The organism is Cryobacterium luteum, assembly GCF_900110125.1.
GTDB lineage: Bacteria > Actinomycetota > Actinomycetes > Actinomycetales > Microbacteriaceae > Cryobacterium > Cryobacterium luteum.
Window position 1 is genome coordinate 47,607 of the sequence record NZ_FOCN01000018.1, and the last position, 15,501, is coordinate 63,107.

General features: G+C 66.1%; 10 protein-coding genes. 9 read left to right on the forward strand and 1 reads right to left on the reverse strand.

Translation table 11 applies throughout. The annotated features are described in order from the left end of the window. Positions 1-135: 135 nt before the first annotated feature. The 5 genes from BMW72_RS14740 (at position 136) to fdhD (ending at position 7,310) form a co-directional block, all read left to right on the forward strand. Complete coding sequence (locus BMW72_RS14740; protein WP_092111865.1) at positions 136-1,317, forward strand: glycerate kinase; 1,182 nt, start codon at positions 136-138, stop codon at positions 1,315-1,317. 123 nt (positions 1,318-1,440) lie between these two features. Further along, a complete protein-coding gene (locus BMW72_RS14745; RefSeq protein ID WP_092111867.1) occupies positions 1,441-3,525 on the forward strand; it encodes a PhoX family protein in 2,085 nt (694 codons plus the stop codon). A gap of 178 nt (positions 3,526-3,703) precedes the next feature. Then, complete coding sequence (gene fdhA, locus BMW72_RS14750; protein WP_092111869.1) at positions 3,704-4,921, forward strand: formaldehyde dehydrogenase, glutathione-independent; 1,218 nt, start codon at positions 3,704-3,706, stop codon at positions 4,919-4,921. A 282-nt stretch (positions 4,922-5,203) separates the two neighbouring features. Further along, a complete protein-coding gene (gene moaA / locus BMW72_RS14755; RefSeq protein WP_092111871.1) occupies positions 5,204-6,322 on the forward strand; it encodes a GTP 3',8-cyclase MoaA in 1,119 nt (372 codons plus the stop codon). A 130-nt stretch (positions 6,323-6,452) separates the two neighbouring features. Next, positions 6,453-7,310 carry a formate dehydrogenase accessory sulfurtransferase FdhD gene (gene fdhD, locus BMW72_RS14760; RefSeq protein ID WP_092111873.1) on the forward strand — a complete coding sequence of 286 codons (858 nt, stop codon included), beginning with the start codon at positions 6,453-6,455 and terminating at the stop codon, positions 7,308-7,310. 105 nt (positions 7,311-7,415) lie between these two features. Here the strand turns inward: fdhD and BMW72_RS14765 are convergent, their stop codons facing one another. Next, a complete protein-coding gene (locus BMW72_RS14765; protein WP_092111875.1) occupies positions 7,416-9,716 on the reverse strand; it encodes an FdhF/YdeP family oxidoreductase in 2,301 nt (766 codons plus the stop codon). A gap of 210 nt (positions 9,717-9,926) precedes the next feature. Between BMW72_RS14765 and BMW72_RS14770 the strand changes: the two genes are divergently transcribed. The 4 genes from BMW72_RS14770 (at position 9,927) to BMW72_RS14780 (ending at position 15,358) form a co-directional block, all read left to right on the forward strand. After that, positions 9,927-11,321 (forward strand): OFA family MFS transporter, encoded by a 1,395-nt coding sequence (locus BMW72_RS14770; RefSeq protein WP_092111877.1) that lies wholly within the window; start codon positions 9,927-9,929, stop codon positions 11,319-11,321. Continuing rightward, positions 11,318-11,419, forward strand: coding sequence for an MFS transporter small subunit (locus BMW72_RS19725; protein WP_422386300.1), 102 nt, complete (start codon positions 11,318-11,320; stop codon positions 11,417-11,419). The genes BMW72_RS14770 and BMW72_RS19725 overlap by 4 nt, the downstream gene beginning before the upstream one ends. 331 nt (positions 11,420-11,750) lie before the next feature. Further along, positions 11,751-14,036, forward strand: a complete 2,286-nt coding sequence (locus tag BMW72_RS14775; RefSeq protein WP_241983835.1) for a glycosyltransferase — start codon at positions 11,751-11,753, stop codon at positions 14,034-14,036. Next, positions 14,033-15,358, forward strand: coding sequence for a glycosyltransferase (locus tag BMW72_RS14780; protein ID WP_092111879.1), 1,326 nt, complete (start codon positions 14,033-14,035; stop codon positions 15,356-15,358). Before BMW72_RS14775 ends, BMW72_RS14780 begins: the two co-directional genes overlap by 4 nt. Positions 15,359-15,501 lie beyond the last annotated feature (143 nt).

The window sequence follows — 15,501 nt, forward strand, 5'->3', positions numbered from 1 at the left end:
ATGCTACAAAGTTCGAACAAAGCATTGTTCAGGTCGAATTTTATAGAATAAATCTTCTATGTGAAAAGTGTATGCCACACCACCGACATGCGCCATGGGAGTCTGTGTTGTTCCGGTCGGGGCTAGCCTGAACCAATGCACGATCATCCGGCAGGGAAGCCGCTCACCATAGTCATCGCGCCGGATTCGTTCAAGGGCAGCCTCAGCGCGGCCGAAGCCGCCGCGGCCATGGCTGACGGGACCCGCGACGCTTTTCTCGCGCTCGGCCGGCCCGAAATTCGCCTCACGCTCTGCCCGATGGCCGACGGCGGCGAGGGCACCCTCGATGCCATCACGGCGGCCTGGGGCGCCCTGCCCCGCACCATGCTTACCGTCGATGCGCTCGGTCGCCGCCGCCGGGCTCGCTACGCCACCTCCGCCGACGGGCGCATCGGGTTCATCGAAGCGGCCGAGTCCAACGGCCTGCCCCTCGTAGCGGATGCCCCGCCCCAGCCCCAGCGCGCCGACACCTTCGGGGTCGGCTTGCTCGCCCGAGAACTGCTCGATCAGCGAGTCGACGAAATTCTGCTCTGCGTCGGAGGTTCCGCCAGCACCGACGGCGGAACGGGCCTGCTCGCCGCCCTCGGCGTGCGTTTTCTGGACATCGCCGGGCTGCCGGTCGCGCCGGGTGGTGCCGGACTGGCCCAGATCGCGTCAATCGACCTGGCCGGACTGCACCCGCATGCCCGAGCGGTGCGCTGGCGCGTCGCGGTCGACGTGAACAATCCGCTCTGCGGCCCCGCCGGCGCTGCCGCCGTGTTCGGCCCGCAAAAGGGTGCGCGGCCACGAGATGTCGCCGAGCTCGACGCCGGCCTGGCCCGCCTCGCCGCGATCGTGTTCGCCGAAACCGGCGAGAACATGCTCGACCGGCCCGGCGCCGGAGCGGCCGGCGGTATGCCGGCCACGCTCGTGCCGTTGCTGCGTGCCGAACTGGTTCCCGGCAGCACCCTGGTCGCGGCTGCCGTTGACCTGGCCCGCAAGATGACCTCCGCCGATCTCGTGCTCACCGGCGAAGGCAGTTTTGACGCCCAATCCCTCGGCGGCAAGGTGGCCGTGGCCGTTGCCCGCCTGGCCCCGGCAGGATGCCCGGTCGTCGTCATCGCCGGCCGGGTGGAACTGTCAGCGGTCGACTCCGCAGCATCCGGTGTCACCGCCGCCTTCTCGATCGCCGGCGGGCCGGCGACCCTCGACGACCTGCAGGCTCACGCCGCCGAACGGGTACGCGAAACCACCGCACACGCCGTGGCGCTCGTTCTGCAGTCCCGAAATCTCCGGTAGAGCCGGCGCCCCGAGCGTTCACCTGCGGTTCACCAACAAGACACCGGGTGGTTTCATGACGGAGAGGTGACGGCGGGAGGGTGGTTCCACCCCCGTTCGGGGCTCACCTGCCTGAGGAGCACTATGTCGCACCGTGAATCCACCGCCGCTGGTCGCCCGTTGCTGCCGTTGCTGCCGATGCAGGGGCACACCCTCGGCAAGCGCAGCGCAGTCACCTGCCACCTCAAGTGCGCGGATGCCTGCTTCCACCCGGTGCCCAACGAGAGCGGCAACGACTACTTTCGTGACATCGTCGGCGCGGCGCTGAGCCGCCGCTCCCTGCTCGTCGGCGTTGGTGTCGGTGCTGCGGCGATCGTTCTCGGGTCGGGCCAGACCCCTCCCGCGCTGGCCGCACCGGGCGGTCCGGCCGGCGGTTCCGGCGGCCTTGCCTTCACACCGATAGCGCCGGTTCCGGCGGCCGTCGACGCATTCTCGGTGCCCGTCGGCTACTCCTGGAACCCCATCATCCGCTGGGGAGACCCGCTGTTCGCCGCCACCGATCGGTTCGATCCCGTGCACCAGAGCGCCGCGTTGCAGGCGCTCCAGTTCGGCTACAACAACGACTATCTCGACATTCTCGAGGACCACAAGGGGCGAAACGGCATTCTCGTCACCAACCACGAGTACACCAACGAAAACATCATGTTCGCCCCGGCCGCCACCCCGGCCGAAGCGGATGAGCAGCGTCGCATCGCCATGATGGCCCACGGCATGTCCGTGGTCGCCCTCGAACGGAAGCGCGCCGGCTCACCCTGGACCTACCGTGTTGGCCACCGCCTCAACCGACGCATCACCGCGAACACCCCGTTCACGGTCACCGGTCCGGCCGCCGGCAGCGATCTGCTGAAGACCAGGGCCGACTCAACGGGCCGCACCGTGCTCGGCACTCTCGGCAATTGTGCTGGCGGCACGACCCCCTGGGGCACGGTGCTTTCCGGCGAGGAGAACTTCAACGGGTACTTTCGCACCAAGGGCACCAGCTCGGCGGATGCCCGCTACGGCCTGGCCGACCGCCCCACCGGTCGGCTCTGGGAGAACGTCGACGACCGGTTCGACGCCACCGTCGCCGGCAACGAGAACGAGCCCAACCGGTTCGGCTGGATCGTGGAGATCGACCCGGAGGAACCGAACGAGCCCCCGGTCAAGCACACGGCCCTCGGCCGATTCAAGCACGAGGGTGCCAACGTGATCGTCGGAAAGTCCGGCCATGTCGCCGCCTACATGGGCGATGACGAACGCTTCGACTACCTCTACAAGTTCGTCTCCCACGACCGGTTTGACAAGAAGAAGAGCCCCAAGGCCCGCGTGCATAACAAGGCCCTGCTCACCCGCGGTTCCCTGTACGTGGCCCGCTTCGCCGGCAACTCGCCGGTCGCTGAGATCACCGGCACCGGCCAGCTGCCCGCCGACGGCCTCTTCGACGGCACCGGCCAGTGGGTGGCGCTCGTCATCGACGGCGTCTGCCAGGTGCCCGGCTTCAGCACCGACGAGGCCCTTGTGAACACCCGCCTGGTAGCGGATGCCGTCGGCGCCACCAAAATGGACCGCTGCGAAGACGTCGAGCCAAGCCCGGTGACCGGCAAAATCTACGTCGCCTGCACGAACAACACCGATCGTGGCCTGCCGGGCAAAGAGGGCGCGACCGAGCCCAACCCGCGGGCGGTCAACCGGGATGGCCACATCGTGGAAATCACCGAGACCGGCTCCGACGCGACCGCGGTGACCTTCGACTGGAACCTGCTGCTCGTCTGCGGCGACCCGAAGACGAACACGAGCACCTACTTCGCCGGCTTTCCGAGCGAGAAGGTCTCGCCCATCTCCTGCCCGGACAACGTGGCCTTCGACACCCAGGGCAACCTGTGGATCTCCACAGACGGCGCGCCAAGCACGATCGGCTTCTGCGACGGCCTGTTCAAGGTTCCGCTCGTTGGACCCGAGCGGGGGCGTGTGCAGCAGTTCCTCGCGGTGCCGCGGCAGGCTGAGACCTGTGGTCCGGTCATCCGCTCCGAACAGTCGATGGTCTATGTCGCCGTGCAGCACCCGGGGGAGAACGGAAGCTGGGCCGCGCAGGCCAGTCGATTCCCGGACTATGTCGCGCTGGGGGCGACCGCACCGGCCGGCGCGTGGGCCGGACCGCGGCCATCCGTTGTGCAGGTTTGGAAGGCCTGAGGCGCTTCCCGCTGGTTTCTGCTTAGGCCAGAACGGGGGCCAGGAACTGGCAGTTGGCTGATTGTAATTTCTCGGAACCGTGGTGGAGTGAGAGGGCTGCTATCAGAATCAGCAGCGCTCACCCACTGCGGAGAAGGTTATTCGGCCTGCTCCGCGAAGAAAACGAGAAAGGTAGTTCATGACGGGGAACAGAGCAGTTGCCTACAAGAGCGCCGGAGTCGTCGAGGTCATCGATATCGACTACCCCACGTTCGAACTCAAAGACGGACCGGGCGTCAACCCGGCCAACGTCGGCCGCAAGGTACCGCACGGCGTCATTCTGAAGACCGTGACCACCAATATCTGCGGCTCGGACCAGCACATGGTGCGTGGCCGCACCACAGCACCGAGCAACCTGGTGCTGGGTCACGAAATCACCGGCGAAGTGGTCGAAGCCGGCCCCGACGTTGAATTCATCAAGGTCGGCGACATCGTGTCGGTGCCGTTCAACATCAGCTGCGGTCGCTGCCGCAACTGTAAGGAACGCAAGACCGGTATCTGCCTCAACGTCAACCCGGACCGTCCGGGCAGCGCCTACGGCTACGTCGACATGGGCGGTTGGGTGGGCGGCCAGGCCGAATACGTGCTCGTTCCCTACGCCGACTGGAACCTGTTGAAGTTTCCCGACCGGGACCAGGCTCTCGAGAAGATCATGGACCTCACCATGCTGTCGGACATCTTCCCGACCGGATTCCACGGGGCCTACACGGCCGGGGCCGGCGTCGGATCGACCGTCTACGTGGCGGGAGCCGGCCCGGTAGGTCTCGCTGCCGCCGTGTCGGCCCAGCTGCTCGGTGCGGCCGTCGTCATCGTGGGCGACATGAACACAGAACGTCTCGCGCAGGCTCGCAGCTTCGGCTGCGAAACGATCGACCTCACCCAGGGCGAGCCGGGGGAGCAGATCGAGCAGATTCTCGGCGTTCCGGAGGTCGACGCCGGTGTCGACGCCGTCGGCTTCGAGGCACGCGGCCACGGCAAGGACGCCGACCACGAGGCTCCGGCCACCGTGCTCAACTCGCTTATGACGGTTACCGCCGCCGGCGGTGCCCTCGGCATTCCGGGCCTCTACGTCACGGGTGACCCGGGAGCCAAGGAAAAGGCCGCCCAGGTGGGCTCGCTGTCGATTCGTTTGGGACTCGGCTGGGCTAAGTCGTTGTCCTTCACCACCGGACAGTGCCCGGTGATGAAGTACAACCGCCAGTTGATGATGGCGATTCTGCACGACAAGGTACAGATTGCCAAGGCCGTCAACGCCCAGGCCATCAGCCTCGAAGATGCGCCGCGTGGCTACGCCGAATTCGACGCCGGCGCGGCGACGAAGTACGTGCTGAACCCCAACGGCTACGTCAAGGGCTAGCAACACTGCCTCACGGCACTCATCAAGCGGATGGCCTGGCCGGGAATTCTCCCGGCCAGGCCGTCCCTGTCTCGGCGACCATCGGCATCCGCTCGTCGCGTGGCTTATTCAGGAAACCCGACCCGAATCTGCGTGAATCAGGTCTGAGCCGCTTCCAAACTGGCGAATTTCCTGAATTGGCCACGGCGTGCGGCGGTGTGCGGGCATCCGCCAGGTGTCGGTGTGCTTAGAACCGGTGTTCTGAGCACGCCCGAACGGGGGCACGGCGATTAGGGTGGAAACATGACCGGCGCCGACGTTGAAGTACCAGTTCCGCGCTTCTATCGAGAGCGGGCGGATATACCGATAACCCTCGAAACCCCGACCGGGTTAGTGACCGACCGCATGAACCGTCCGCTGCACGACCTGCGCCTGAGCGTCACCGACCGCTGCAACTTTCGCTGCGTGTATTGCATGCCCAAGGAGATATTCGGCCGGGACTTCGCGTTCATGGAACACGACGAACTGCTCAGCTTCGAGGAACTAACCCGGCTCGCGCGCATCAGCGTCGCGCACGGAGTTGAGAAAATTCGCCTGACCGGCGGTGAACCGCTCTTACGCAAGGGCCTCGAAGACCTCATCGCGCTGCTGGCCGAGCTGCGCACGCCCGACGGGCGGGAGATTGACATTGCGCTCACCACCAACGGGTCGGCGCTCGCCATGAAGGCGCAGGCGCTCAAGGATGCCGGCCTCAAGCGCGTCACCGTCTCGCTCGACTCGCTCGACGACACCACGTTTCGCACCATGAACGACGTGAAATTTCCGGTCGCCAAGGTGCTGCACGGTATCGACGTTGCCGAAGCGGTCGGGCTCGGTCCGATCAAGGTCAACATGGTCGTGCAGCGTGGCAAGAACGACCAGGACATCGTGGCCATGGCCCGTCATTTTAAGGACACCCCGTATATTCTGCGGTTCATCGAGTTCATGGACGTCGGCACGAGCAACGGCTGGGAGATGGGCGCGGTCGTGCCGTCGAAAGACGTGATCGCGCGCATCCACGCCGAGCTGCCGCTTGAAGAGATCGCGCCGAACTACAGCGGCGAGACCTCACGCCGCTGGCGCTACCAGGACGGCGGCGGCGAGATCGGCGTCATCTCGAGCGTCACCCAGAATTTCTGCCAGACCTGTTCCCGCGCCCGGGTGTCGACCGACGGCAAGCTGTTCACCTGCCTGTTCGCCACCGAGGGTCACGACCTGCGGGCGCTCATGCGCGGCGGCTGCTCCGACGCCGAGCTCTCCACCGTCATGGCGCACCTCTGGCGTGAGCGCACCGACCGGTATTCGCAGCTGCGCAGCGCCAAGACCAGCGAACTGCGGGCATCCGGTGCCAAGAAGATTGAAATGAGCTACATCGGCGGGTGAGCGGCCGGCACCCAACGCCGGTAAATTTGCGACACGCCGGGCTCGGACGAACGAAATCACGGCGTGTCGTGAATCGACCGGCATAGCGTACCGACCTGCGGCCCGGGCCGACCCGTGGCAGACTTTGAACATGAGCAGAATCACCGCGCGACGCAAAATCACCCGGCTCACCGTCGGCTCCCGAACCCTGGCCGGCGAAGACCTGCTCGCGGTCGAAGAACCCCTGGAGATTCGCGTGAACGGCCGCCGCCTCGCCGTCACGATGCGCACCCCCGGCAACGACATCGACCTCGCGGCCGGGTTCCTGGTCTCCGAGGGCGTCATCACCACGGGCGACGGCTTCAACACCGCCCGGTATTGCGCGGGAGCGGTCGACGGTGTCAACACCTACAATGTGCTCGACGTCACCCTTGGCCCGGGCGTCGCGCCGCCCGCACCGAGCCTCGAACGCTCGCTGCTGACCACCAGCTCCTGTGGCCTGTGCGGCAAGGAGAGCATCGACGCCGTGCGCACCAAATCGGCCTTCGTTATAGCGGATGACCCGGTGCGAGTGGATGCCGAATCGCTCACCACGTTCCCGGAGCAGCTGCGCGCCGGCCAGAACGTGTTTGAGAAGACCGGCGGCATTCACGCGGCCGGTCTATTTGACGCTGCCACCGGAGACCTGCTCGTGCTGCGCGAAGATGTGGGCCGGCACAATGCCGTCGACAAGGTGATCGGCTGGGCGGTCAAGGAAAACCGGCTACCGCTGACCGGCACCGTGCTCATGGTGTCGAGCCGGGCCAGTTTCGAACTGACCCAGAAGGCCCTGATGGCCGGCATCCCGGTGCTGGCAGCAGTCTCGGCGCCGTCCTCACTCGCCGCGGAGTTCGCCGCCGAGGTGGGCATGACCCTGGTCGGTTTTCTCCGCGGCGACTCCATGGTCATCTATGCCGGCGGTGACCGCATCGTCGACCGAGCGGATGCCGCGTCCGCTGCAGTGGCGTAGCCGCCAGCACTGGCGCAGCTCCAACGACACTCGTCGCGCGGGTGTTCTGGCCAGGCCAGAACTCCCGCGCATTGGCGCAGCTCCCGCGCGACGGGTGGTACCGGGTCAGGCAGCGGTGCCGGCCCGCACGAAGCGCACCGTCATAGCCTTGTATCCGGGGGTGTTCGACTCGCGGGCCACGAGTTCGCGGTGCATGAGGGCGTTCGCCTCGGGAAAGTAGGCGGCCGCGCATCCCCGCGGCGTGGGATAGACCACGAGACGGAAGGCATCCGCTCGTCGCTCCACGCCCCGGAAGGTGCTGATCACGTCGACCAGGTCGCGGTCCGCAAAGCCGAGTTCGGTGACATCATCTTCGTGGATGAGGATAACCCGGCGGGCGTTCTTGATTCCGCGATACCGGTCGTCGAGCCCGTAGAACGTGGTGTTGTACTGGTCGTGGCTGCGAATGGTCTGCAGAATCAGGTGACCCTCGGGCGGTGACAGATATTCGATCGGGCTCACGGTGAACCGGGCGAGACCGATTTCGGTGGCGAAGCTGCGGGTGTCGCGCGGAGGGTTGGGCAGCACGAACCCGTTCTTGGTCTTGAGCCGCGCGTTGAAATCGTCGAAGCCGGGCACGACGCGGGAGATATGGTCGCGAACAACGTCGTAGTTGTCGGCCATCGCCTTCCAGTCGACCGGGTGGTCGTCGCCGAGAGTGGCGTGCGCCATGCGGGCGATGATCACCGGTTCGGCCAGCAGATGCTCCGACACCGGCTCCAGTCGACCCTGGGTCGTGCGCACGACCGACATCGAGTCTTCCACCGACAGCACCTGGCGGCCAGACGGATGCTTGTCATCGGTATCCGTGCGGCCGAGCGTTGGCAGAATGAGCGAGGTCTTGCCGTGCATCACGTGCGAACGGTTGGGTTTGGTGGAGACGTGCACGGTGAGGCCGACGCGCTGCATGGCCTTCTCGAGCATGTCCGTGTCGGAACAGGCGAGGGCAAAATTGCCGCCCATCGACACGAACACGTCCACCCGGTCGTGCACGAAGGCATCGACCGTGTCGACGGAGTCGAGGCCGTGCTCCCGCGGCGACACGATGCCGAACTCGGCGTCGAGCGCGGCGAGCATGTCTTCTTTCGGCTTCTCCCAGACACCCATGGTGCGGTCGCCCTGCACGTTGGAGTGGCCGCGCACCGGGCACGCGCCGGCGCCGGGCTTGCCGAAGTTTCCCTGCAACAGCAGCAGGTTGATGATCTCCTTGAGGGTGTTCACCGAGTGCGGCTGCTGGGTCAGGCCGAGCGCCCAGCAGATGATGGTGGCCTTGCTGGCCACGAGCAGCTGCGCCACCGTCTCAATCGCGGCACGTTCGAGCCCGGTGGCTTTCTTCGTCTCGTCCCAGTCGACTACCGATCGGGCCGCGCGATAGGCCTCGATCCCGTCGGTGTTCGCGGCGACGAACTCGTGGTCGATGACCGACCCGGGAACGCGCGCCTCTTCTTCAAGCAGCAGGTGACCGAGCGCCTGGAACAGGGCCAGGTCGCCTCCGACCTTGATCTGCAAAAACTCATCGGCCAGGTTGGTGCCCTTGCCGACGACGCCCTTGGGGGTCTGCGGATCCATGAAGTTGAACAGCCCGGCCTCCGGCAGCGGATTGACCGCCACGATCCGGCCACCGTTGTCCTTGCACTCGGCCAGGGCCGACAGCATGCGCGGATGGTTGGTGCCCGGGTTCTGGCCGACCACCAGGATGAGTTCGGCCTGGTGGATGTCCTCGAGAGAGACCGTACCCTTGCCGATGCCGATCGTGGGGTTCAGAGCAGAGCCCGAGGATTCGTGGCACATGTTGGAGCAATCCGGCAGGTTGTTGGTGCCGATGGACCGGGCGAACAGCTGGTACATGAACGCCGACTCGTTGGCGGTGCGACCGGAGGTGTAGAACACGGTGCGGTCGGGAACGGTGGCTCGAATCTTCTCGCCGATGAGTTCGAAGGCGTCGTCCCAGGAGATTTGCGAATAGTGGGTGTCGCCCGGGCGAATCACCACGGGGTGCGTGATGCGGCCCTGGTTGCCGAGCCAGTATTCGGTCTTGGTGGCGAGCTCGGCGATGGAATGCTCGGCCCAGAATGCCGGCGTCACCGTGCGCAGTGTGCTCTCCTCGGCGACGGCCTTCGCGCCGTTTTCGCAGAATTCTGCGGTCTTGCGGTGTCCACGGGACTCCGGCCACGCGCATCCGGGGCAGTCGGTGCCGTCGCGCTGGTTGAGTCGCAGCAGCGAACGGGCCGTGCGCCCGATACCGGCCTGGGCGATGCCCCGATCGAGAGCCACAACTACGGCTTCAACACCCGCCGCATGGGTTTTGGGCGCGGTGACAACGAGATTACTTTCGTTGATGTCTTCGATCGGAGCTGAGCGTGTCATAGAACCATCCTGCCTTGTCACCCGATCAAAATGCCCCTCAATGGCGAAATGGGTAAGGAATCCGAAAGAGAACTCGTTCCAGTCGTGCGTATAGTCTGTAGTTCGCGCATCACCAGACCCCCCGTTTGCGCACTACGTTCACGGTCACCGTGAACCGCCGAACCGCACAGCAACGTCGCTATACGCCTTCCCGGCAGCAAGGACATCTCAATGAGCTGGCTCGATCGAGACCGCACCATCGCCCCACCCGGATTCAACCGCTGGCTCATTCCGCCGGCCGCCCTCGCCGTGCACCTCTGCATCGGCCAGGCTTACGCCACGAGCGTCTACAAAACGGCGCTCGTGGCGCACTTCGACGCCAGTCTCGTGCAGATCGGGGTGATCTTCTCGATCGCCATCGTGATGCTGGGGCTTTCGGCGGCCATCATGGGCACCTGGGTCGACAGCAACGGACCTCGCAAGGCCATGTTCGTTGCGGCCCTGTTCTGGTCGGGCGGATTCCTGATCGGTTCGCTCGGAATCTTTTCGAATCAGCTCTGGCTGGTTTACCTCGGCTACGGCTTCATCGGCGGTATCGGGCTGGGCATCGGCTACATCTCACCGGTCTCGACCCTGATTAAATGGTTCCCGGACCGCCCGGGGCTGGCCACCGGCATGGCCATCATGGGCTTCGGTGGCGGCGCACTCATCGCGAGCCCGGTGTCGACGATGCTGCTCAGCTTCTACGACCCGAACTCGGGTGCAGCGAATTGGGTTGCCAGCGGCGATGCAGTCGGCAAGCTGTTCTTGACCCTCGCCGTGATCTACTGCGCATACATGATGTTCGGGGCCTTCACCATTAAGGTTCCGGCCGCCGATTGGGTGCCGGCCGGATTCGATCCGACGAGGGTACGTGCCAAAGCCCTCGTCACCAGTAACCACGTCTCGGCCCGGAACGCCATTCGAACGCGTCAGTTCTGGTTGCTCTGGGTCGTGCTGTTCTGCAACGTCACGGCCGGTATCGGCATCCTCGAACAGGCCGCACCGATGATCCAGGACTTCTTCCGCCAGAATGACGGCGACTCGCTCGTCTCCGCCGCCGTTGCCGGCGGCTTCGTCGGCCTGCTATCGCTCGCCAACATGGGTGGACGCTTCATCTGGTCGGCCACCTCGGACAAAACCGGGCGCAAGAACATTTACATGGTCTATCTCGGCGTCGGCACCGTGCTGTACCTGCTGCTGGCCCTCTTCGGCCCCAGCACGACCGCGCTCTACGTGATTCTGGCCTTCATCATCATCTCGTTCTATGGCGGTGGTTTCGCCACTATCCCGGCGTACCTGCGCGATCTGTTCGGCACCTTTCAGGTGGGCGCCATTCACGGCCGCCTGCTGACCGCGTGGTCGGCAGCCGGAATAGCCGGACCGCTCATTGTGAACTCGTTCCTGGACGCCCAGGGTGCGCCGGGAGAGCTCACCGCCGCGGCCTATCAGCCGGCCCTGCTCACCATGGTCGGGCTGCTCATGGTCGGTTTCGTGGCGAACCTGTTCGTGCGACCGGTGCCCTCCGAATTTCACGAACCCGACAAGCCCCTCGTCGGGTCAGCAGCAGGAAGGGCGCAGTCATGAAGAAGGCACAGCTCGTCGTTGGGTGGGCCTTGGTCGGTATTCCGCTCGCTTTCGGCATCATTCAAACACTCACCAAGGTGACGGCCCTGTTCGGCTAGATCACGTCAGACATTTTCGAAAACACAGAGTCACGCTCCAATCACTGGGGCGTGGCTCTATTCGACTAACCGGTATTTTTCCGCGCATCCCTGTTCTTGGCGCGATGACGGCGCTCTGAACGATTTCGGAAATCTCCCAGCTTCAGGGCTGTGAATCATGCAATGATGGCGAATGGGGATTTAGCTAACCCAGCTAGCTACATCCATTCCGGGCGGATCAAATGCCCGGTTTTTTGGACTTGTCGACCTGGGATGGTCGAGATAGCCCCCGTTCACTCGCGGTGAGCCCGAATTGCCGCGATCGTTCCGTGGAAAATTCCGCGGGGAGGAGATGCCCGTGGCCACCCACACCGCCCTTGACGAGCAACGCGCTGCAGCCAGCATTCTTGACGGTATCCGGCGGGCCGATGACCTCACGGTCGCCGCCGCTCGCGATGGAGGAGTGCGGGCCGTGCGGCTGCTGGCTCAAGCGGCAACCGACCCCAGCGACCAGCTCACCGCCATCGCGGCGGTGCACGCTCTCGCCCAGGTCTTCGACGATTCCGCCGACGAGGTTCTGGTGGCCCTGCTGCACCATGACTCGGCGTTCCTGCGCGAGCACGCAGCCTGGGCCTTCGGCACTCGCCTGCCCCGCTATGACGCGATTGCGGGGCTCGTCACGCTCGTGCGTGAGGGCGGTTTCACCGGCATGCTGGCCCAGCGCACCCTGGAGCAGTGGGGTTCCTCGGCTGGCGATCAGGTCGGGCTTTTTCTCGAGGGTGCCCTGCTGGGCGTCAGCGAAGTCTTCGCCCGCGCCCGCCTGGTCGAGACCATCGGCCTCATCCCCGGCCGCGTGCCCGAACGCCTGCTGCGCCGCGTGGCCGTCGACAGCACCGAGAACCTGCGCGCGCGGGTTGCCGCGATCGCCGCCCTGGGTGACCGTGCCCCCAACACCGTCGTCATCTCGCTGCTCAGCGCACTCTCCCAAGCGGATGCCGCACCACCCGCCTCCGAGACCGCCGAGCTCGCCGCCGTTGCCCGGCTGGCGCTGTTCGACCTCACCGCGACCGATGCCCCGCGGGCATCGTGGAATCGGGGGACCACGATCGCCCAGCTGTTCCTGCACGCCGACATCGATGGTGAGTTGTCCCAGGTGGGTGCCGGAGACAACGGCGGCATCGCCACGCTGCTCGTGCGCCTCGGCGACGCCCTCGTGGCCAGGACCAGCGCGGCCGGCACCCGTACAGCTGAAACCGGCGTTGCCGGAGCGGTCGACCGGGTCATCACCATCTCCCGCGGCACCCATGACGGCGCACTCCGGGCCCTCGCCGACGTCGGATCGACCCTGCCAGGGCATTCCTTCGCCGCGGTGCCGTTCGTCGGCGGCCCGGTTCCGTCGATCGACGCCTGGCCGCGACGGGTCGCCGCGCAGCGTGGCATCCGCCGCATTCTGCGCTCGGCCGGCGTGGTCGATGCGATTCACCTGCGTATGGCAGACGTCGGCAGCCTCGCCGCGGCCACCGTCGCCCGTGACCTCGACATTCCGGTGGTGTTCACCGTGGCACCCGACCCGCACGGCGTGATTGACTCGCTCGAATCGAACGGCACCCTCACCCGCGCAAATTTCGGCACCGTCGACGCGAACGAACATTTTTGGTTTCGTGCTCGCCTGGTGCAGCGGCTCGCCGCGGATGCCGCCCACACCGTGTTGTTTCCGCGCCCGCACCTGCAGCAGGACATCGAGCACCTGACCGGTATCGATATCGACGCGCATCCCGAACGGCACTCCGTCATTCCCGAGGGCATCGACCTCACGGTGATCGACCGTTCCCGAACGGATGCCCTCGGCTCGCTCGGCCTCACCGGTGGAAGCCTGCTGGTCTCCCGCGCCGCCCGCACCCGGGCCGCGGCCGAACCAGCCGCCCTGGCCTTCGATCAGCTCGACGACCTGCTCCGTACCCTCCCGCCCGAGCGCCGCGGCCTGCCCCTGCTGATCAGCGTCGGACGACTGCACCGCGTCAAGGGTATGGCCGCCCTGGTCGAGGCGTGGAACACCGACTCGTCACTTCAGACCCGCTGCAATCTGCTGATTGTGGGAGGTGACCTCGAGCATCCGTCCTTCGACGAGGGTATCGAGCTGCAGCGCATGGCGGGGTCTCTGGCGAGCGGCGACCTCGGCGATGCTGCGGCACGCGGACTGCTGCTGGCCGGACACCGCGCCAACGACACGGTAGCCCGCTGGCTCGCCGCGGCCCGCTACGGCCGGCCTGGTCTCGCCGCACCGTTCGGGGTCTATGTCTGCGCGAGCATGAAAGAGGAGTTCGGCATCGCCCTGCTCGAGGCGATGGCGACCGGGCTCATGGTCGTCGCCCCCGACGGCGGCGGACCGGCCACCTACGTCGAGCACGGCGTGACCGGATTTCTAGTTAATACCGGTGACAGTGCAGCCCTGGCCCGGTCCATCACCGACGCACTCACCGTGGCGGGCGGAGTTGACGGTGGTGCCAACGCGGCGCGGGCCCGCAGCATGGTCTTGGACAACTTCACGATCGAGGCAATGGCGACCACCCTCGCCGGCGTCTACCGTGACGTCGCCCTGGCGTTCGAACCGGCCGCGTGGAAACTGAGCGTTTCGTGACCCTGCTGATCATCAGTCCGGACTACGCCTCACACCTATATCCACTTGCCACGCTCGGCACCGCCTGGGCGCGGGCCGGCGAACGCGTCGTGGTCGCGAGCGGGCCGGCCACAGCCGATATCGTGACCTCGTTCGGATTCGAACGGGAGAATCTGCAACTGGGCCGTGGTTCGAACCCCGGCACGATCCGGGTCGAAGCACAGCCCGTCGGCGAAGACGACGCCCTGCGCGGCTTCTTCGACGCCACCCGCCGCGGCATGGTCGATACCCTGCGTTTTCAGGCCGAGGCGCGCAGCAATGACCTGCTCTACAACCCGGTCGAGATCGCTCGCGAGGTTCAGCGCATCGTTGCCCGGGTGCAGCCCGACCAGGTGATCGTCGACCATCTGGCTTTCAGTGCCCGGCTGGGCTTGCTCAGCGCTGGCGTTGCGCACGCCGACGTCGTGCTGGGGCATCCGTCTGCGCTGCCTGTCGGCACCGAGGTCTACGGCTACCCGCCGGCCTGGCCCACTGTGTTCTCGCCCGCAGCCGAGGAACTGGGCCTGCTGGAATTACAGTGCGAATCCGTGCGCGACACGTTCACGGCCCAGTGGAACGACGCGCTGCGCGAGCTCGATCCGGCAGCGCTTCCGAGCGTCGACGCTTTCCAGGAAACGGGCGACGTGCTGCTGCTGAACTACCCGGAAGAATTGCATTCGCCGGCGCGCACGAGCCAGCTGCCACCCCACGTTTTTCTCGGGTCTGCCGTGCGGTCCGAGGCGGTCGACCCCGAGGTCGAGGCCTGGCTCGCTGCCGATTCGCTGCCCGTGGTCTACGTCAGCTTCGGGAGTTTTCTCTCGGTGCGCGGTGACGTGCTCGCTCGCGTCGCCGCAGCCCTGGCCGGCTTGCCGGTTCGGGTCGCCATCGCCGTCGGTGCGACCGACCCCAGCGAGCTGGGCCCTATTCCGCATTCCTGGCTGGTGCGGGCGTTCCTGCCGCAGGTGCGCCTGCTGCAGCAAGCAGCACTCGCCGTGACCCACGGCGGCAACAATTCGGTGACCGAGGCGATGACGGCTGGTGTTCCGCTCGTCGTGCTGCCATTCTCGACCGACCAGTTCGCCGGCGCGGCCGCCCTCGACGCGGCGGGGTTCGGCGAGTCGCTGCCACCCAATACCGCTACGGTTCCCGATCTGCGGGCTGCCTGCGAGCGGATGCTGCGCCTCAGTTTCGACCCGAGTGCCGAGCAGCGCGCCCGCCTCGACGCACTCGCGCTGTCGCTGGCCGCGCAGTCCGGGGCCGAGCGGGCCTACGCCGCTCTCGCCCGGGTACCGGCCCGGGGTTAGTACCTGTCCCAGATTGTGGCGCTCGATCGTTTCCTGGTCTCGTCGTAATCAGCAGCCGGGTCCGTGGGGGTTGGTGTTGCAGTCTTCGGCGACGAGCACGGTGGATTCGTTCGCTGCGACGACGGTGAACGGGGCGGAGGGCA